This window comes from Hankyongella ginsenosidimutans (assembly GCF_005144965.1).
Taxonomy (GTDB): domain Bacteria; phylum Pseudomonadota; class Alphaproteobacteria; order Sphingomonadales; family Sphingomonadaceae; genus Hankyongella; species Hankyongella ginsenosidimutans.
Genome location: NZ_CP039704.1, coordinates 1,376,198 through 1,394,377, shown reverse-complemented (window position 1 = coordinate 1,394,377; position 18,180 = coordinate 1,376,198). Strand labels below are relative to the sequence as shown.

Below are 18,180 nucleotides of genomic sequence, written 5' to 3'. Positions count from 1 at the left end.
TGGGATCGCCATTCCGATCTTCACTGAAGCAGGCTGTAAAGTCCGCTCGCGGTGAGCTTGGACGAACCACGCGCCGCTCACCCTGAGCTTGACGAAGGGCTGAGCGGCGCGTGTGCAACCGCGCGATGGCGCGTGGTTCAACGTAAAGTCATCAGGCGTTATGCTATGACCCGCCGAGTTCGGCCAGTCTGCGGGTCGCGGCGCCGACAGCGATCCTGTGCGCGGCCTGGGCGTCCTCGATCATCTTCAGTGCCGCCCCGGCTTCCCGTAGCGGACCGGCGACCGGATGGCCGTTGACCGACAGCATGGCGAGATCGCCGGCCAGCCGCTCGGCGTTGCTGTGCAGCGTATCGAAGCGGCTGGCGGCGTTGTTGAGGCGGGAGAGCTCGATCTGCGCCTTTGTTCGCGTCGCCGAGCTGGGGTTGCTGGCGGCGGCATCCAGCGCCTCTTCCAGCGCTGCGCCCTGACGGGTCCAGCGGATCATCGCCGACTCCAGGTCTTTCTCCAGCAGGTCGGCCTCGCCGCTGCTCCGGCGCAGGTCCGGGATCATGGCCTTCATATCGGCGGCGGCGTCCGTTGCCGTCATCTGCGCGTTCAGCCGGTCAGTGGCGGCGCGCTCCTCCGGGGTCAACAGCGACGGCCAGGGTGCATCCGCACCGGACCCGGCAACCGCATGCAGGCGCGGATCGACTGGCGGCTGTGGCGCGCCGGCGCAGGCATACAGCAACAGAACGACGGACGACATGGCGTTGCGGCGGAACATGCCGCCATGCTTACTGCGTCCGGCGGAAAGGGAAGCGGGAAAAAGCGTGTATTCGGGCTCTGGGTGCAGCGCCGCATTTGGGCTTGCATGGGCGAACAAAACTCCCTAGGTTCCCGGCCTCGCACCGGAAGGCATGCGCTCGTAGCTCAGCTGGATAGAGCATCAGACTACGAATCTGAGGGTCAGGAGTTCGATCTCTTCGAGCGCGCCATTCCGCTGCCGAGGCCACTGAAAGTTGGCGCTGCACGCAACAAGATTCTGCTTGGCAACCGGGGGCGCGCTTCGTATAGGGGCAGGCCCTGGGCCTGCGGAGGAGTGTAGCTCAGTTGGTAGAGCATCGGTCTCCAAAACCGAGGGCCGGGGTTCGAGTCCCTCCACTCCTGCCATCCTCTCTTGAATTTCAAGGGGTTGGTAGCAGGCTTGGCAGAGGACGGAAGGTTTGAGGATTTCGCTCCGGCCGCCATGCTTCATGGCAGCGGGAGTGTTTTGTTTTTCGTACCCCAAGGCGATTCGCGGCGACGTGAACCCGGCGGGCGGAAGGCTGAGAGGGCAGGCGGCAGGACTTATGGCGAAGGTGACGCCTGGCGAATATGTCCGGCAGGTCCGGCAGGAACTGCGCAAGGTCGCATGGCCGACGCGCAAGGAAACCATGGTCACCACGATGATGGTGTTCCTGCTAACGGGCGTGCTCGCCGTGTTCTTCCTCGGTGTGGACTGGATCCTCGGCTCGGGGTGCGGTTCCTGCTGTCGCTGGGCAGTTGAGCAATATCGGGCAGGACGGCCGGCTGGCGGCCCGCTGGTGAGATGATCGGATGAACGTAACGCAGACCATGACCCCACGCTGGTACATCATCCACGCCTATTCGGGCTTCGAGAACAAGGTTCGCGATCAGATCGTGTCGGAAGCGACTCGGCTGGGCCTGTCGCCCTTCATCGAGCAGATCGAGGTGCCGACCGAGACGGTGACCGAGGTGCGGCGCGGCAAGAAGGTGCAGGCCGACCGCAAGTTCTTCCCCGGCTATGTGCTGGCGAAGCTGAGCATGAACGACGACGTCTACCACCTGGTGCGCAACACGCCGAAGGTGACCGGGTTCCTGGGTCCGCAGGGCAAGCCGCAGGCGATCACGGAGGCCGAGGCGAGCCGGATCCTGCATACGCAGGCCGATGTTCTGGCACCCAAGGCGAAGCCGCGCGCCAACTTCGAAATCGGCGACAGCGTGCGCGTGCTCGACGGGCCGTTCGCGTCGTTCAACGGGCTGGTCGAGGAGATCGACTACGACCGCTCGCGGGTCAAGGTGTCGGTCTCGATCTTCGGCCGGGCGACTCCGGTTGAACTCGACTTCGAGCAGGTCGAGAAGAACAAGTAAGGGTTTCGCCGCCGTCCCCGGGGCGGCGGGTCGCGGGCCGCCGGGCGCGCCGCGACGAGCATCAGCCCGGCAGAACCCGTGGGGGCGCCACCCGCACCACGGCCAACCGGCCCGAGGGTGAAATACCCCGAAGGCGCAACAGGAAAGAGTTGGAGACATGGCGAAGAAAATTACGGGCTACATCAAGCTCCAGGTGCCCGCTGGAAAGGCCAATCCCAGTCCGCCGATCGGCCCTGCGCTCGGTCAGCGCGGCGTCAACATCATGGAATTCTGCAAGGCGTTCAACGCCAAGACGCAGGAGCTGGAAACCGGCATGCCGATTCCGGTCGTGATCACCGTGTACGCCGACAAATCATTCACCTTCGAGACCAAGACGCCGCCGGCGACCTATCTGCTGCAGAAGGCCGCAGGCGTTGCCAAGGGTTCCGCAACCACCGGCAAGGGCAGCTTCATCGGCAAGGTCACGCAGGACGACCTGCGCAAGGTTGCCGAGGTGAAGCTCAAGGATCTCAATACGACGGACGTCGAGGCCGCCATGCGCTCGATTGCCGGCTCGGCCCGCGCCATGGGCCTTCAGGTGGTGGAGTAAGCGACGATGGCCAACCAACCCAAGCGCGCACAAGCAATCGCCTCGACCATTGACCGCATGAAGGACTATGCCGTCGACGAGGCGCTGACCCTCATCAAGAGCAACGCCACCGCCAAGTTCGACGAAACGGTGGAAGTTGCGATCAACCTGAACGTCGACCCGCGCCACGCCGACCAGATGGTGCGCGGCGTCGTCGGCCTGCCCAAGGGCACCGGCAAGACCGTCCGTGTCGCCGTGTTCGCCAAGGACGCCAAGGCCGAGGAAGCCCGCGCCGCCGGCGCCGATGTCGTCGGCTCGGACGAACTGATCGCCCAGATCCAGGACGGCAAGATCGATTTCGATCGCGCCATCGCCACCCCGGACATGATGGGTCTCGTCGGCCGCGTCGCCAAGATCCTCGGCCCCAAGGGCCTGATGCCGAACCCGAAGCTCGGCACCGTGACCCCGAACGTCGCCCAGGCGGTCAAGGACGCCAAGGGCGGCCAGGTCGAGTTCCGCGTCGAGAAGGCCGGCATCATCCACGCCGGTATCGGCAAGGCGAGCTTCCCGGTCGAGGACCTGCGCGCCAACTTCGATGCGTTCGTGGACGCCATCATCAAGGCGAAGCCGTCAGGCCAAGGGCAAGTATCTGACCAAGATCGCCGTCTCCTCGACTATGGGGCCGGGCCTCAAGGTCGATCTGGCGACGCTCGCCGCGCAGGCCATCTAGGCCGCGAACAGAATTCCGCCGCCGGCACGGGCAGATGTACCGAGCCGGCGGCGGCGCAGCCTGATGCGGGGCAACCCGGATCGAGGCGCCGTCCGAGACTGCAGGTGCAGCCGACGCCTTTGGGCCGAAGCTGTTTAAACCACCGGCCTGCATAGACGGGGAGCAGCACAAGTCCCTGGCCGCCGTGCGATGGCGCAACAGGGCGCTTGGATAAATCGTGTTGGATCAACGGTTCTCCCGTTCGTCCGCGCGGGGACTCTGAGTGGGTGTGGCCCCACGGACGGGCTTTACGGCTGTAATCCGGTTTTGCCGGTGCTCAGTCGGGCTCAACCGGACGTTGCGGATGGTCCGCAGCGTTCAAAGTGGAGAAAAGAGCATGGACCGAGTCCAGAAACGGGAACTGGTCGCTACGCTCAACCGCACTTTCACGGAGACCGGCGCGGTCGTCATCACCCGTAACCTCGGGTTGACGGTCGCACAGGTGACGGACCTCCGTCGCAAGATGCGCGAAGCGGGTGCTCAGTTCAAAGTGTCGAAGAACCGGCTGACCAAGCTGGCGCTCGAGGGCACGCCGTACACCGGGATCAGCGATCTGCTGACCGGGCCGACGGCGATCAGCACCTCGGCCGATCCAGTCGCGGCAGCGAAGGTGATCGTCGCTTACGCGAAGACCAACGACAAGTTGGAAATCGTGGGCGGTGGCCTTGGGGCCTCCGTTCTCAACGCTGAAGGCGTGAAAGCCTTGGCGGAATTGCCGTCGCTCGACGAAATGCGTGCAAAGTTGATCGGCCTGATCAACGCGCCGGCGACCAAGATCGCCCAGGTCGTCACAGCGCCGGCCGCCAAGCTGGCCCGCGTTTTCGCCGCTTATGGCGACAGCGAAAAGAAGCTGCCTGACAACACGTGAAAACCAGGGCCCAAGCGCCCATATGATTGGAGACTGAACATGGCTGATCTCGCAAAGATCGTGGAAGACCTGTCGAGCCTGACCGTTCTCGAAGCGGCTGAACTCGCAAAGATGCTGGAAGAAAAGTGGGGCGTGTCCGCCGCCGCTGCTGTCGCCGTGGCCGCCGTGCCGGGCGCGGGCGGTGCAGGCGCTGCTGCCGCTCCGGTTGAAGAGAAGACCGAATTCGACGTCATCCTGGTGTCGGATGGCGGCAAGAAGATCAACGTCATCAAGGAAGTCCGCGCCATCACCAACCTGGGCCTGGCGGAAGCCAAGGCGCTGGTCGAAGGCGCACCGAAGCCGGTCAAGGAAGGCGTCAACAAGGACGAAGCTGCCAAGCTCAAGAAGCAGCTCGAAGACGCCGGCGCGACCGTCGAAGTCAAGTAAGCCTGTCGGCGGCCCTTCGCGGGGCCGCCGCTTGCCTGAGGGCGCGCGCCGCCGCCCTCCCCGCCTCCGGGCGGTCCCGCAAGGGAAACTGCGGCGCCAGATTATTGCTTGAACATCAGTTTACAGCAGCGAGGCGACGAGCACATGGCAACACCCGCATCGTCTTTCACCGGGCGCAAGCGCATCCGCAAGAACTTCGGCCACATCCGCGAGGCGGTGGACATGCCGAACCTCATCGAGGTTCAGCGCGAGTCCTACGAGCAGTTCCTGCGCTCGACCACGGGCTATGTGTCCGGCCTGGAAAAGACCCTGCGGTCGGTGTTCCCGATCCGCGACTTCGCCGGCACCGCCGAGCTGGACTTCGTCCGCTACGAGCTGGAAGACCCGAAGTACGACGTCGACGAATGCCGCCAGCGCGGCATGACCTATGCGGCACCGATGCGCGTGACGCTGCGCCTGATCGTATTCGAGGTCGACCCGGATACCGAAGCCCGCTCCGTGCTCGATATCAAGGAGCAGGACGTCTACATGGGCGACATGCCGCTGATGACGGAGAACGGCACGTTCATCGTCAACGGTACCGAGCGCGTGATCGTCAGCCAGATGCACCGCTCGCCGGGCGTGTTCTTCGACCATGACCGCGGCAAGACCCACTCAAGCGGCAAGTTCCTGTTCGCCTCGAGGGTCATTCCGTACCGCGGCTCCTGGCTGGACTTCGAGTTCGACGCCAAGGACGTGCTGAACGTGCGCATCGACCGCAAGCGCAAGCTGCCGTCGACCGTGCTGCTGCAGGCGCTTGGCATGCACCCGGAGGAAATCCTCAACCACTTCTATGGTCGCGTGACCTGGGTGCGCGAGGGCAACGGCTGGCGCGTGCCGTTCGTCGCCGATCAGTGGCGCGGCCAGAAGCCGGGCTTCGACGTCATCGACGCCAACTCGGGCGAAGTGATCTTCGCCGGCGGCACCAAGGTCACCCCGCGCGCCGCGCGCAAGGCGGCGACCGACGGCGTGACCGAACTGCTGATCCCGACCGAGGAGATCTTCGGCCGCTACGCCGCCGAGGACATGATCAACGAGGCGACCGGCGCGATCTATATCGAGGCCGGGCACGAGATCGCCAAGGCCGCGCTGGATAAGCTGGACTCCGCGGGCGTCGACCGCATCAACGTGCTCGACATCGACCACGTGAACGTCGGCCCGTGGCTGCGCAACACCCTGAAGGTCGACAAGGTCGAGAGCCGCGATCATGCGCTTTCGGAAATCTACCGCGTGATGCGCCCTGGCGAGCCGCCGACGCGCGAGACGGCGGAAAGCCTGTTCGCCGGCCTGTTCTTCGACCCCGAGCGCTACGACCTCTCGGCGGTCGGCCGGGTGAAGATGAACATGCGCCTGGACCTCGACTGCCCGGACGACGTGACCGTGCTGCGCAAGGAAGACATCCTGTCGATCCTGCGCACCCTGCTCGACCTCAAGGACGGCAAGGGCGAAATCGACGACATCGACAACTTGGGCAACCGCCGGGTGCGCTCGGTCGGTGAGCTGCTGGAGAACCAGTACCGCGTCGGCCTGCTGCGCATGGAGCGTGCAGTCAAGGAGCGCATGTCCTCGGTCGACATCGACACGGTGATGCCGAACGACCTGATCAACGCCAAGCCGGCAGTGGCCGCAGTGCGCGAGTTCTTCGGGTCGTCGCAGCTGAGCCAGTTCATGGACCAGACCAACCCGCTGTCGGAAGTCACGCACAAGCGTCGGGTCTCGGCGCTCGGGCCGGGCGGTCTGACCCGCGAGCGCGCCGGCTTCGAAGTGCGCGACGTGCACCCGACCCACTACGGCCGGATCTGCCCGATCGAGACGCCGGAAGGCCCGAACATCGGCCTCATCAACTCGCTGGCCACCTACAGCCGGGTGAACAAGTACGGCTTCATCGAAACGCCGTACCGCCGGGTCGTCGACGGCCGGGTGACCGACGAGGTGGTCTATCTCTCGGCGATGGAAGAAGCCAAGCACACGATCGCCCAGGCGAACGTGGCGCTGGATAGCGAGCGCCGCTTCGCCGACGATCTGGTGACCGCGCGCCAGGCCGGCGAGTTCCTGGTCGCGCCGCGCGATCAGATCACCCTGATGGACGTCTCGCCCAAGCAGCTCGTCTCGGTCGCCGCGTCGCTGATTCCGTTCCTGGAAAACGACGACGCGAACCGCGCGCTCATGGGCTCGAACATGCAACGCCAGGCCGTGCCGCTGGTGCGCGCCGAAGCGCCGTTCGTCGGCACCGGCATGGAAGCGACGGTCGCCCGCGACTCCGGCGCCGCCATCGCCGTGCGCCGCTCCGGTATCGTCGACCAGGTGGACGCCACCCGGATCGTGATCCGGGCGACCGAGGATGTGGAAGCCGGCAAGTCCGGCGTCGACATCTACCGGCTGCACAAGTTCCAGCGCTCGAACCAGAACACCTGCATCAACCAGCGCCCGCTGGTTCGGGTGGGCGACTTCGTGTCGAAGGGCGACATCATCGCCGACGGCCCGTCGACGGAACTCGGTGAGCTTGCGCTTGGCCGGAACGTGCTGGTCGCGTTCATGCCGTGGAACGGCTACAACTTCGAAGACTCGATCCTCATCAACGAGCGGATCGTGAAGGAAGACGTCTTCACCTCGATCCACATCGAGGAATTCGAGGTCATGGCCCGCGACACCAAACTGGGGCCGGAAGACATCACCCGCGACATCCCGAACGTCGGCGAGGAAGCGCTGCGCAACCTCGACGAGGCGGGCATCGTCTACATCGGCGCGGAAGTGCAGCCGGGCGACATTCTGGTCGGCAAGATCACGCCGAAGGGCGAATCGCCGATGACGGCGGAGGAAAAGCTGCTGCGGGCGATCTTCGGCGAGAAGGCGTCCGACGTGCGCGACACCTCGCTGCGGCTGCCGCCGGGCGTGGCCGGCACCATCGTCGAGGTGCGCGTGTTCAACCGTCATGGCATCGAGAAGGACGAGCGCGCGCTGTCGATCGAGCGCGACGAGATCGATCGTCTGGCCAAGGACCGGGACGACGAACGCGCGATCCTCGACCGTTCGACCTACAATCGCCTGCGCGACATGCTGGTCGGGCAGATCGCCGCCTCGGCCCAAGGGCGTCAAGAAGCGCCGAGATCACCCTCGAGCTGCTGGGCGAGACCCCGCGCCACGAGTGGTGGAAGTTCGCCAGCGCCGACGACGCCCGTCAGGCCGACCTGGAAGCGCTGAAGGCGCAGTGGGAAGACGCGCGCAAGGCGCTGGAGAAGCGCTTCGAGGAAAAGGTCGAGAAGCTGCAACGCGGCGACGAACTGCCGCCGGGCGTGCTGAAAATGGTCAAGGTGTTCGTCGCGGTGAAGCGCAAGCTGCAACCGGGCGACAAGATGGCCGGCCGCCACGGCAACAAAGGGGTTATCAGCCGCATCCTGCCGCAGGAAGACATGCCGTTCCTTGAGGATGGCACGCCGGTCGACATCGTGCTCAACCCGCTCGGGGTGCCGAGCCGCATGAACGTCGGGCAGATTTTCGAGACGCACCTCGGCTGGGCCGCGCGCGGCCTCGGCGTGCAGATTCGCCAGATGCTCGAGCAGATCCAGGCCGGCAAGATTTCGGCTTCCGACCTGCGCGAGCGGCTGAAGCTGGTCTACGGCCGTCAGCACGTCGCGGAAATCGAGGCGCTGAGCGACGACCAGATGGTCGAGATGGCGGGCAACCTGACCTCGGGCGTGCCGATCGCGACCCCGGTGTTCGACGGTGCGCGCGAGCCGGATGTGGCGGGCATGCTGACGCTGGCGGGCCTCGATGCCTCCGGCCAGGTCGACCTGTACGACGGCCGGACCGGCGAGCGCTTCGATCGCCGGGTGACGGTCGGCTACATCTACATGCTCAAGCTGCACCACCTGGTCGACGACAAGATCCACGCGCGCTCGATCGGCCCGTACAGTCTGGTCACCCAGCAGCCGCTGGGCGGCAAGGCGCAGTTCGGCGGCCAGCGCTTCGGGGAAATGGAAGTGTGGGCGCTTCAGGCCTATGGCGCCGCCTACACCCTGCAGGAGATGCTGACCGTCAAGTCGGACGACGTGAACGGCCGGACCAAGGTCTATGAAGCGATCGTCAAGGGCGACGATACCTTCGAGGCCGGCATTCCAGAGTCGTTCAACGTGCTGGTGAAGGAAATGCGCTCGCTCGGCCTCAACGTCGAGCTGGCCGCGGACGCGGCGGAGTAACGGGTTATCGCGGTGGCGGCTGGTCCGTCACCGCATGCCGCAAGGGCGTTTTGAACGGTACGCAATGCGCTGTTGCAGCAGCAAGGATACGCGATGAACCAGGAACTGATGAATTTCTTCAATCCGGCCGCCAAGCCGGAGACGTTCGACAAGATCAAGATTTCGATCGCCTCGCCGGAGCGCATCAAGTCCTGGTCGTTCGGCGAGATCAAGAAGCCTGAGACCATCAACTACCGGACCTTCAAGCCGGAGCGCGACGGGCTGTTCTGCGCGCGCATCTTCGGTCCGATCAAGGACTACGAGTGCCTGTGCGGCAAGTACAAGCGCATGAAGTACAAGGGCATCGTCTGCGAAAAGTGCGGCGTTGAAGTCACGGTGTCCAAAGTGCGCCGCGAGCGCATGGGCCACATCGATCTGGCAGCACCGGTCGCGCACATCTGGTTCCTGAAGTCGCTGCCGAGCCGCATCGGCCTGCTGCTCGACATGCAGCTGAAGAACCTCGAGCGCATCCTGTACTTCGAGAATTACGTCGTCATCGAGCCGGGCCTGACGCCGCTGAAGAAGTTCGACCTGCTGACCGAAGAGCAGGTCTATTCCGCGCAGGAAGAATATGGCGAGGACGCCTTCACCGTCGGCATCGGCGCGGAGGCGATCCGCGACCTGCTGTCCGGTCTTGACCTTGCCGCCGAGCGCGAGGACCTGCTCAAGGAACTGCGCGAGACCAAGTCGGAACTGAAGCCGAAGAAGATCATCAAGCGCCTCAGCGTGGTCGAGAGCTTCCTCAACTCCGGCAACCGTCCGGAGTGGATGATCCTGACCGTCGTGCCGGTCATTCCGCCGGATCTGCGTCCGCTGGTGCCGCTGGACGGCGGCCGCTTCGCGACCTCCGATCTCAACGACCTGTACCGCCGGGTCATCAACCGCAACAACCGTCTGAAGCGCCTGATCGAACTGCGCGCGCCGGACATCATCGTGCGCAACGAAAGCGCATGCTGCAGGAAGCGGTCGATGCGCTGTTCGATAACGGCCGCCGCGGCCGCACCATCACCGGCGCCAACAAAAGGCCGTTGAAGTCTTTGTCCGACATGCTGAAGGGCAAGCAGGGCCGGTTCCGCCAGAACCTGCTCGGCAAGCGCGTCGACTATTCCGGCCGCTCGGTGATCGTGACCGGGCCGGAGCTGAAGCTGCACCAGTGCGGTCTGCCGAAGAAGATGGCGCTCGAGCTGTTCAAGCCGTTCATCTATTCGCGCCTCGACGCCAAGGGTCTGTCCATGACCCTGAAGCAGGCGAAGAAGTGGGTGGAAAAGGAGCGCAAGGAGGTCTGGGACATCCTCGACGAGGTGATCCGCGAGCACCCCGTGCTGCTGAACCGCGCGCCGACCCTGCACCGCCTGGGCATCCAGGCGTTCGAGCCGGTGCTGATCGAGGGCAAGGCGATCCAGCTCCACCCGCTGGTCTGCTCCGCGTTCAACGCCGACTTCGACGGTGACCAGATGGCCGTCCACGTGCCGCTGTCGCTGGAGGCGCAGCTGGAAGCGCGCGTGCTGATGATGTCGACCAACAACATCCTCTCGCCCGCCAACGGCAAGCCGATCATCGTCCCGAGCCAGGATATCGTGCTCGGCATTTACTACCTGACCATGGAGCGCAAGGGCGAGCCGGGCGAAGGCACGGTCGTGTCGTCGATGGCGGAACTGCACCAGGCGCTGGCCGCCAAGGCGATCACGCTGCACACCAAGATCGTCACCCGCGTCGAGCAGACGGCCGTGGACGGCAGCCGCTACCTCAAGCGTGTCGAGACCACGCCGGGCCGCATGCTGGTGGCCGAGTGCCTGCCGAAGTCGTCCAAGGTGCCGTTCGAGACGGTCAACCGCCTGCTGACCAAGAAGGACATCGGCGACGTCATCGACACCGTCTACCGCCACTGCGGCCAGAAGGACACGGTGCTGTTCGCCGACGCCGTCATGGGGTTGGGCTTCCGCCACGCCTGCATGGCCGGCATCTCGTTCGGCAAGGACGACATGGTGATCCCGCCGGAGAAGGAAACCCTGGTCGAGGGCACCCGCCAGCTCGTCAAGGACTATGAGCAGCAGTATCAGGACGGCCTCATCACCCAGGGCGAGAAGTACAACAAGGTGGTCGACGCCTGGGCGCAGTGCGGCGACCGCGTGGCGGAAGCCATGATGAAGCGCATCTCCTCGACTCCGGTCGACGAGAAGGGCCGCGAGGCGCAGATCAACTCCATCTACATGATGGCGCACTCCGGCGCGCGCGGCAGCCAGGCGCAGATGAAGCAGCTCGCCGGCATGCGCGGCCTGATGGCCAAGCCGTCGGGCGAGATCATCGAAACGCCGATCATCTCGAACTTCAAGGAAGGCCTGACCGTGCTCGAGTACTTCAACTCGACCCACGGTGCCCGCAAGGGTCTAGCCGACACCGCGCTCAAGACCGCGAACTCCGGGTACCTGACCCGCCGTCTGGTCGACGTCAGCCAGGACTGCGTGGTGATCGAGGACGATTGCGGCACCGAGAACGGCCTCGACATGCGCGCCATGATCGAAGGCGGCCAGGTGATCGTCTCGCTCGAGGAGCGCATCCTCGGCCGCACGGCAGCGCTCGACATCCTCGACCCGAAAACCGGCGAGACCATCGTGCCGGCCGGCATGCTGATGACTGAGGCGGAAGTCACCGCCGTCGGCAAGGCTGGCGTGCAGCAGGTGAAGATCCGCTCGGCACTGACCTGCGAAACCCGCATCGGCGTCTGCGCCAAGTGCTACGGGCGCGACCTTGCGCGCGGCACCCCGGTCAACATCGGTGAAGCGGTCGGCGTCATCGCCGCCCAGTCGATCGGCGAGCCGGGTACCCAGCTCACCATGCGGACGTTCCACATCGGTGGCGCGGCGCAGGTCTCGGAACAGTCGTCGATCGAAGCCTCGGTCGATGCACGGATCGAGCTGCGCAACGCCCAGGTGGTGGAGGACAGCCGCGGCCGTCTGGTCGCCATGTCGCGCCAGCTGGAACTGGCGCTGGTGGATGCCGACGGGCGCGACCGCGCGGTGCACCGCGTGCCCTATGGCGCGCGCATCCTGTTCAAGGCCGGCGACCCGGTGAAGAAGGGCGACAAGCTCGCCGAATGGGACCCTACACCCTGCCGGTCATCACGGAAAAGTCCGGCGTGGTGAAGTTCCAGGACCTGATCGAGGGCGTCAGCCTCGCCGAGAGCACGGACGAAGCGACCGGCATCACCCAGAAGGTGGTGGTCGACTGGCGTACTGTGTCGAAGTCGGCGGATCTGCGGCCGCGCATCACGCTGCTCGAGCAGGGCGGCGGCGCGGCGGAAGCGGCGCGTTACTTCCTGGCGGTCGACGCCATTCTCTCGGTCAATGACGGCGACCGCGTGGAAGCCGGCGACGTGATCGCCCGTATTCCGCGCGAAGCCGCCAAGACCCGCGACATCACCGGCGGTCTGCCGCGCGTCGCCGAGCTGTTCGAGGCGCGCAAGCCCAAGGACCACGCGGTGATCGCCCAGCTCACCGGCCGGGTCGAGTTCGGCAAGGACTACAAGGCCAAGCGCCGCGTGCTCATCCGCCCGGACGACGGCTCGGATCCGGTCGAATATCTGGTGCCGAAGGGCAAGCACATCGCGGTGCAGGAAGGCGACTTCGTACAGCGCGGCGACTATCTGATCGACGGCAACCCGGACCCGCACGATATCCTCAACGTGCTGGGCGTCGAGGCGCTGGCGGCCTACCTCGTCAACGAAATCCAGGAGGTTTACCGCCTGCAGGGCGTGAAGATCAACGACAAGCACATCGAGGTGATCGTCCGGCAGATGCTGCAGAAGATCGAGATCGCCAAGTCCGGCGACACGACCCTGCTCGTCGGCGAGGAGATCGACCGCGAGAGCCTGGAGGAGATCAACGCCAAGGCGCTTGCCGAAGGCGGCGAACCGGCCGAGGGCCGGCCGATCCTGCTTGGCATCACCAAGGCGTCGCTGCAGACCCGCTCGTTCATCTCGGCCGCCTCGTTCCAGGAGACGACCCGCGTGCTGACCGAAGCGTCCGTCCAGGGCAAGGAAGACCGCCTGACCGGCCTCAAGGAGAACGTGATCGTCGGCCGCTTGATCCCGGCCGGAACCGGCGCCGCCATGAACCGCCTGCGCGTCACCGCCAACAGCCGCGACGCGGCACTGCGCGCGACCCAGGCCGCCAAGGCGCCGGCGCTCCCGGTGCCGGAGGACAGCGCGGCGTAACGCCTGCATCCTGCATCACTACAAAGCGCCGCCGGCTCACCCCGGCGGCGCTTTTGGGCTCCAGTCACGTGTCGGGTGCCGCGCCGTTTGATCCAGCGCAAGTGAGTGGGCGCGGCAGGCCGCTAGAAAGGGGCCACACAAGGAGGACCCTATGAGCGAAACCGGCCACGACCTGCACAGCCTGTTCCCGGACGACGCGGCGACCCTGCATCTGCTGAAGATCGGCAATGCGCATTTTCGCGCGCTCGCCGAGCAGCACCACGCCCTGGAAAAGGATATCCATCAGATCGAGGCGGGCCTTGAGCCGGCGTCCGATGATCGGCTGGAGGCTTTGAAGAAAGAGCGCCTGAGCGTTCTCGACGCCATCGCCACCCTGGTCGAGGCGACCAGAGCCTGATCGGTTGAGGCAGAAAACATGCTTGCTTCAACCGATGGCGTGAATCAGGCTCTTTTCAATAAATTGGACCATGATTCACGTTTCAGATCGATTCAACCTGAAACGATCATGGTCTACAGCGTGATGACATTTGCTGGAATCGTCATTGCGAGGCGGCAAAGCTGCCGAAGCAATCCAGGAACACCAGTATTTCCATGGATCGCCGCGTCGCCTGCGGCTCCTCGCGATGACGGATGGATCAATGTAAAGTCATCAAGCTCTAGCAGGCTGTTGAAAAGTCGCGGAGATACAGCTCCGCTTCGTCATTCCGGCGAAGGCCGGAATCCATGTGAGCATATATACACAACGAATACAAGGCGTTAGCCATGGACCCCGGCCTTCGCCGGGGTGACGGCCATAGGGTTGGAGTCCGAGAAACCACTTTTCAGCAGCCTGCTAGGGCCGTTTGACCCGTCTCGCCGCGCCGCCGAGTCTCGACTTGGCGGCGGCAAGCGGATAGACAGCGGCCATTCCCTCATTCAGACATGAGCCGCACCCATGAAATTCTTCGTCGACACCGCTGATATTGCCGCCATCCAGGACTTGGCCGCCACCGGCCTGCTTGACGGGGTGACCACCAATCCGTCGCTGATCCTGAAATCCGGCCGCAAGTTCACGGACGTGATCGCCGAGATCTGCGCGCTCGTGCCCGGCCCGGTGTCGGCCGAGGTCGTGGCACTCGACCATGAGACCATGCTCAAGGAAGCCGAGCAACTGATCCCCATCGCGAAGAACGTCACCATCAAGGTGCCGTTGACCGTCGACGGCCTGAAGACCTGCAAGGTGCTCTCCAGCCGCGGCGTTATGGTGAACGTTACGCTGTGCTTCACCGCGACCCAGGCGCTGCTGGCCGCCAAGGCGGGTGCGGCCTTCATCTCGCCGTTCGTCGGCCGCCACGACGACGTGTCGTGGGACGGCATGGACCTGATCGAGGACATCCGCACCATCTACGACAACTACGATTTTGACACCGAAATCCTGGTCGCCAGCGTACGCCACCCGGTGCACGTGCTGCAGTCGGCCAAGATCGGCGCGGACGTCGTCACCTGCCCGCCGGACATCATCAAGAAGCTGTTCAACCACCCGCTGACCGACCGCGGCATCGAGCAGTTCCTGGCCGACTGGGCCAAGACCGGGCAGTCGATCGGCTGACGCAGCCTTGGAGCGGTTTTCGATCTGATAAAATCAGATCACCGCTCAAGCTCTTTGTTTTGACGCGATTTCTTAATCTTCAAATGTGTCCATTTGATTGGAAATCGCTCAGGCGGGTAGCGCCACGCCTTCCTCAATGAGCACACGGCGCAGGTTGCGGATCGCCGGGAAGATTTCCAGGTTGGCGTCCGCCCCTTGCCGGTCGAACGCCGCCTGCTCCAGTTCGACGATCCAGCGATCCTCGGTGAAGATGGCGTTGGTGAACCAGACGATCACCGGCCAGAAGGCATCGAGCAGGAACGGGATCGGCGGCCGGCGCACGCTGAGCAGGCCGAACGTGCGGTTGCGGCGCTGTTCGGCATCCAGCGGGATGTAGCAGTTCCAGAGGTCGAGCGCGGGCACGCTGCCGCCATCGGTGTAGAACTTCAGCGATTGATAGGGATACTCGGTGCGGATAGTCATGAAGTCCTTGACCTGGTCGGCGGACTTGACCCCGTGCCGGCCGATGATCAGCGCCTCACCCAGCGGCTGTTTGCCGCTGTCGCGCCCGAAGGTGTAATCGACCTCGGCCCAGCCAGGGCCTGAACGGGCGTCAAGGCAGATGGTCTTGATGCCGCCCATCAGCCGCCGGTGCAGGAACTGATGGTTCATGTCCATCAGGTTCTCATGCATGAAACTGTAGTGGCAGCCGATCTCCCGGTCGAGGAAGCGCGTCTTGTAGGCTGGGTCGCTGCAACTGGAGAGTTGCGGAAACGGTGCCGCCTCGGCAAGCGCCGGATCGCCGGGGAACACCCAGATGAAACCGTGCGCCTCGCGGGCGGGATAGGGTCGCACGCCGCGCGGCCGCTCCATGCCCTTCTTGTAATAGGGCACGCCGACGCACGCGCCGGTGCGGTCGAACGTCCAGCAGTGATAGCCGCACTTGATCCGCTCGCCGTCGACGACCCCGCGCGACAGCGGCACCTGACGGTGGGCGCAGCGATCCTCGAGCGCGAACACCGGCCCCTGTTCCGGGCGCACCAGCACGATCTCCGCGCCGGCAAAGCGTGCCGCGTGGGCTTTGCCGCACGCCACCTCGCGGGAACGCGCGACCGGATACCAGTAGTCCGGGTGCAGCCCGGTGCGGCGGATGTCGCGCTGTACCGGCGCTGTGGTGCTCGCTTGCTCGATCTCCAACGTCAGCATGTGTCCCCTGCAGTCGCGTATGTTTTTGTGCGATGTTGCGCCGCAGAGCCTGCAATACTCCGCGGCCATGCCCAAGCGAAAAACCGGGCACGCGGGACGGATGGAGGCTGGCAGCGCTTCCGCCGCGCCTGCACCTCGGTTAAGCTTGCGCCATGAGCGACAACAAGGTCATCGATTTTCAGACCGAGGCGATTGGGCGGCTGCGCACGGCGGTCGCGAGGCTGGGCGAGCAGAACGAGGCGCTGCTGGCCTATGCGCGCGGGCACGCAGGGGCTGCAGCGCAGATTCATGCCGCCGTGCTCTCGGCGCTGGAGGCGGAGGGTTTCGAGCACCTGGCGCATGTCATCACGCAGGACTGGGTGGACATCCTGGGGCTGGATGCGATCGGCCTGGCGCTGGTCGGCGCGCAGCAGGGCCTGCGCCTGGGCGCGACCGGCCTGCAGCTTGTCGATCCCGCGCAGGTCGCGGACTGGTTCCCGGGTAGCGAACTGGTGGCGCTGCGCTCGGCGGATGCGGGCTCGGCGATCTTCGGCCCGGCCGCGCCGCTGATCCGTTCGGAAGCGCTGGTGCGCCTCTCGCTTGGTGCGCCGCTGCCGGAAGGCCTGCTGGCGCTGGGGTCCAGGCATCCGCACAATTTCGACGGCGTCGGCGGCTCGGAACTGCTGCTGTTCCTCGGTGGCGTCGCCAGCCGCCTGCTCACCCGGTTCCTCAGCGCGTGAGTCCGGACGATGCGGCGCAGGCCTGGCTCGCCGATCTGGCGGGCGTGCGCCGTGCGTCGCTGCGCACCGTCGACATCTACGGCCGGGCGGTGCGGCGCTACCTTGCGTTTCTCAGCCGGCACCGCGCCGGCCCGCAGACTCTGGCGGCGCTGGTGGCCGTCACGCCCGCCGAACTGCGTGCCTGGCTTGCCGCCCGCCGGTCGGAGGGCCTGCAGGCGCAGACCCTCGCGCTCGATGTCGCCGCGCTGCGCGGCTTTCACCGCTGGCTGAAGCAGACGCAGGGGCTGGTCGCGCCGGCGGTGTTCGCGCTACGCCCGCCGAAAACGCCCAAACGGCTGCCGCGCCCGGTCGCGCCGGGAGAGGCGCGCGCGCTGGCTGAGGTTACCGGCGAGCAGGCGCAGGAAACCTGGATCGCATCGCGCGACACTGCGCTGCTATTGCTGCTGTATGGCTGTGGCCTGCGTATCGGCGAGGCGCTGGGGCTGGGCGCGCAGGTCCACCCGTTGGGACAAACGATTACTGTTGTGGGCAAGGGCCGCAAGCAGCGAGTCGCGCCGGTGCTGCCTGTGGTGGCACAGGCGGTCGCGGACTATGTCGCGCTGTGCCCCTATCCGCTGGTCGAGGGACCGCTGTTTGTTGGCGCGCGTGGTGGCCCCTTGCAGCCGGCAGTGGTGCAGCGCGCGATGGCGCGGGCGCGCCGACAGCTTGGATTGCCGGAGAGTGCAACCCCGCATGCGCTTCGCCACAGCTTTGCGACCCACCTGCTGGCGCGCGGCGCGGACCTGCGGGCGATCCAGGAGTTGCTCGGCCACGCCAGCCTGTCGACCACCCAGGCCTATACCGGGGTTGACGCTGCATGGCTGCTCGATGTGTATCGCCACGCGCACCCGCGCGGCGAAGGGTAGCGCGATTGCTTGTTGCGCCAGGGTGGTCAGGCCATGTCGATGCCGGCGGCGATGGCTTCCAGCCGGCGAATGCGCTCGCGCAGATCGGCGAGATCGATGCGCATGCCGGCATAGGGCATGCCGTCGGCCGTCGCCGGCTTCTCTGGCTGGGCACCGCCCGGGTTGCGATGCAGCAGCCAGGTGCGGAAGGTCCACATCCAGACGCCGGAGAGCATCGCGAGGCCGGCCAGGCTGAACAGGCCCCAGGCGACGGCGAGATTGAGGGGCAGGATCGGCATGATGTCCTCCTCAGCGTAAAGCGTCGATTTCGGCGGCGATGCGCTTGGCCGGATCGGTCGCTAGGCGTTCAAGGGTCGCGACCCGCTCGTTCAGGCGCTGGACCTGGCCGATCAGGGCCGCGGCGTCCTCCCGCGTCATCATGGTATCGGTGGCGGTGCGGTGGCAGTAGCGGGCCCGCAGCACCCTGCTGACCATGACGATGCCGACAATCGCCACCACCATTTCAAATACGCTCATCGTGTGTCTCCCGATTGCG

The 18,180-nt window shown here is 65.4% G+C and carries 15 protein-coding genes, 2 tRNA genes and 2 pseudogenes; 15 read left to right on the top strand and 4 right to left on the bottom strand.

Annotated features, from left to right (window positions below):
* Positions 1-163: 163 nt before the first annotated feature.
* Entirely contained in the window at positions 164-763 is a 600-nt protein-coding gene (locus E6W36_RS08145; RefSeq protein WP_222874313.1) for a hypothetical protein, read from the bottom strand.
* A gap of 135 nt (positions 764-898) precedes the next feature.
* On the opposite strand from E6W36_RS08145, the gene E6W36_RS08140 reads away from it, so the two are divergent.
* From E6W36_RS08140 to fsa, 13 genes and pseudogenes are all read left to right on the top strand, one after another.
* A tRNA-Arg gene (locus E6W36_RS08140) sits at positions 899-974 on the top strand.
* Between the two features lie 100 nt (positions 975-1,074).
* Positions 1,075-1,149: transfer RNA gene (locus tag E6W36_RS08135), tRNA-Trp, on the top strand.
* A 179-nt stretch (positions 1,150-1,328) separates the two neighbouring features.
* Positions 1,329-1,571, top strand: a complete 243-nt coding sequence (gene secE, locus E6W36_RS08130; RefSeq protein WP_222874312.1) for a preprotein translocase subunit SecE — start codon at positions 1,329-1,331, stop codon at positions 1,569-1,571.
* Positions 1,572-1,575: 4 nt separating this feature from the next.
* Complete coding sequence (nusG, locus tag E6W36_RS08125; protein WP_246048240.1) at positions 1,576-2,130, top strand: transcription termination/antitermination protein NusG; 555 nt, start codon at positions 1,576-1,578, stop codon at positions 2,128-2,130.
* Positions 2,131-2,287: 157 nt separating this feature from the next.
* A complete protein-coding gene (rplK, locus tag E6W36_RS08120) occupies positions 2,288-2,719 on the top strand; it encodes a 50S ribosomal protein L11 (RefSeq protein WP_222874311.1) in 432 nt (143 codons plus the stop codon).
* 6 nt (positions 2,720-2,725) lie between these two features.
* Positions 2,726-3,428, top strand: a pseudogene (rplA, locus tag E6W36_RS08115) (50S ribosomal protein L1).
* Between the two features lie 376 nt (positions 3,429-3,804).
* The gene (gene rplJ, locus E6W36_RS08110) at positions 3,805-4,335 is read left to right on the top strand and encodes a 50S ribosomal protein L10 (protein WP_222874438.1); all 531 of its coding nucleotides are present in this window, start codon (positions 3,805-3,807) and stop codon (positions 4,333-4,335) included.
* A 39-nt stretch (positions 4,336-4,374) separates the two neighbouring features.
* On the top strand, positions 4,375-4,761 hold the full coding sequence (gene rplL, locus E6W36_RS08105; RefSeq protein WP_222874310.1) for a 50S ribosomal protein L7/L12: 387 nt from the start codon (positions 4,375-4,377) through the stop codon (positions 4,759-4,761).
* Positions 4,762-4,905: 144 nt separating this feature from the next.
* Positions 4,906-8,001: a DNA-directed RNA polymerase subunit beta gene (gene rpoB, locus E6W36_RS08100; protein WP_484103595.1), complete on the top strand. Its 3,096-nt coding sequence runs from the start codon at positions 4,906-4,908 to the stop codon at positions 7,999-8,001.
* Positions 8,002-8,102: 101 nt separating this feature from the next.
* On the top strand, positions 8,103-8,996 hold the full coding sequence (locus tag E6W36_RS23240) for a DNA-directed RNA polymerase subunit beta (RefSeq protein ID WP_425459721.1): 894 nt from the start codon (positions 8,103-8,105) through the stop codon (positions 8,994-8,996).
* Positions 8,997-9,089: 93 nt separating this feature from the next.
* A pseudogene (gene rpoC / locus E6W36_RS08095) lies at positions 9,090-13,248 on the top strand (DNA-directed RNA polymerase subunit beta').
* Between the two features lie 151 nt (positions 13,249-13,399).
* Positions 13,400-13,645, top strand: a complete 246-nt coding sequence (locus E6W36_RS08090) for an HP1242/YdcH family protein (RefSeq protein WP_222874309.1) — start codon at positions 13,400-13,402, stop codon at positions 13,643-13,645.
* Between the two features lie 537 nt (positions 13,646-14,182).
* Complete coding sequence (gene fsa, locus E6W36_RS08085) at positions 14,183-14,836, top strand: fructose-6-phosphate aldolase (RefSeq protein WP_222874308.1); 654 nt, start codon at positions 14,183-14,185, stop codon at positions 14,834-14,836.
* A gap of 108 nt (positions 14,837-14,944) precedes the next feature.
* Here fsa and E6W36_RS08080 read toward each other — a convergent pair whose 3' ends face one another.
* The gene (locus E6W36_RS08080) at positions 14,945-16,021 is read right to left on the bottom strand and encodes an aromatic ring-hydroxylating oxygenase subunit alpha (RefSeq protein ID WP_222874307.1); all 1,077 of its coding nucleotides are present in this window, start codon (positions 16,019-16,021) and stop codon (positions 14,945-14,947) included.
* A gap of 152 nt (positions 16,022-16,173) precedes the next feature.
* On the opposite strand from E6W36_RS08080, the gene E6W36_RS08075 reads away from it, so the two are divergent.
* Together E6W36_RS08075 and E6W36_RS08070 are read left to right on the top strand one after the other, a co-directional pair.
* On the top strand, positions 16,174-16,740 hold the full coding sequence (locus tag E6W36_RS08075) for a DUF484 family protein (RefSeq protein WP_222874306.1): 567 nt from the start codon (positions 16,174-16,176) through the stop codon (positions 16,738-16,740).
* On the top strand, positions 16,737-17,645 hold the full coding sequence (locus E6W36_RS08070; RefSeq protein ID WP_222874305.1) for a tyrosine recombinase XerC: 909 nt from the start codon (positions 16,737-16,739) through the stop codon (positions 17,643-17,645). Before E6W36_RS08075 ends, E6W36_RS08070 begins: the two co-directional genes overlap by 4 nt.
* 26 nt (positions 17,646-17,671) lie before the next feature.
* Here the strand turns inward: E6W36_RS08070 and E6W36_RS08065 are convergent, their stop codons facing one another.
* Positions 17,672-17,923 carry a hypothetical protein gene (locus tag E6W36_RS08065; RefSeq protein ID WP_222874304.1) on the bottom strand — a complete coding sequence of 84 codons (252 nt, stop codon included), beginning with the start codon at positions 17,921-17,923 and terminating at the stop codon, positions 17,672-17,674.
* A gap of 10 nt (positions 17,924-17,933) precedes the next feature.
* A complete protein-coding gene (locus E6W36_RS08060) occupies positions 17,934-18,161 on the bottom strand; it encodes a hypothetical protein (RefSeq protein ID WP_222874303.1) in 228 nt (75 codons plus the stop codon).
* Positions 18,162-18,180: the final 19 nt, after the last annotated feature.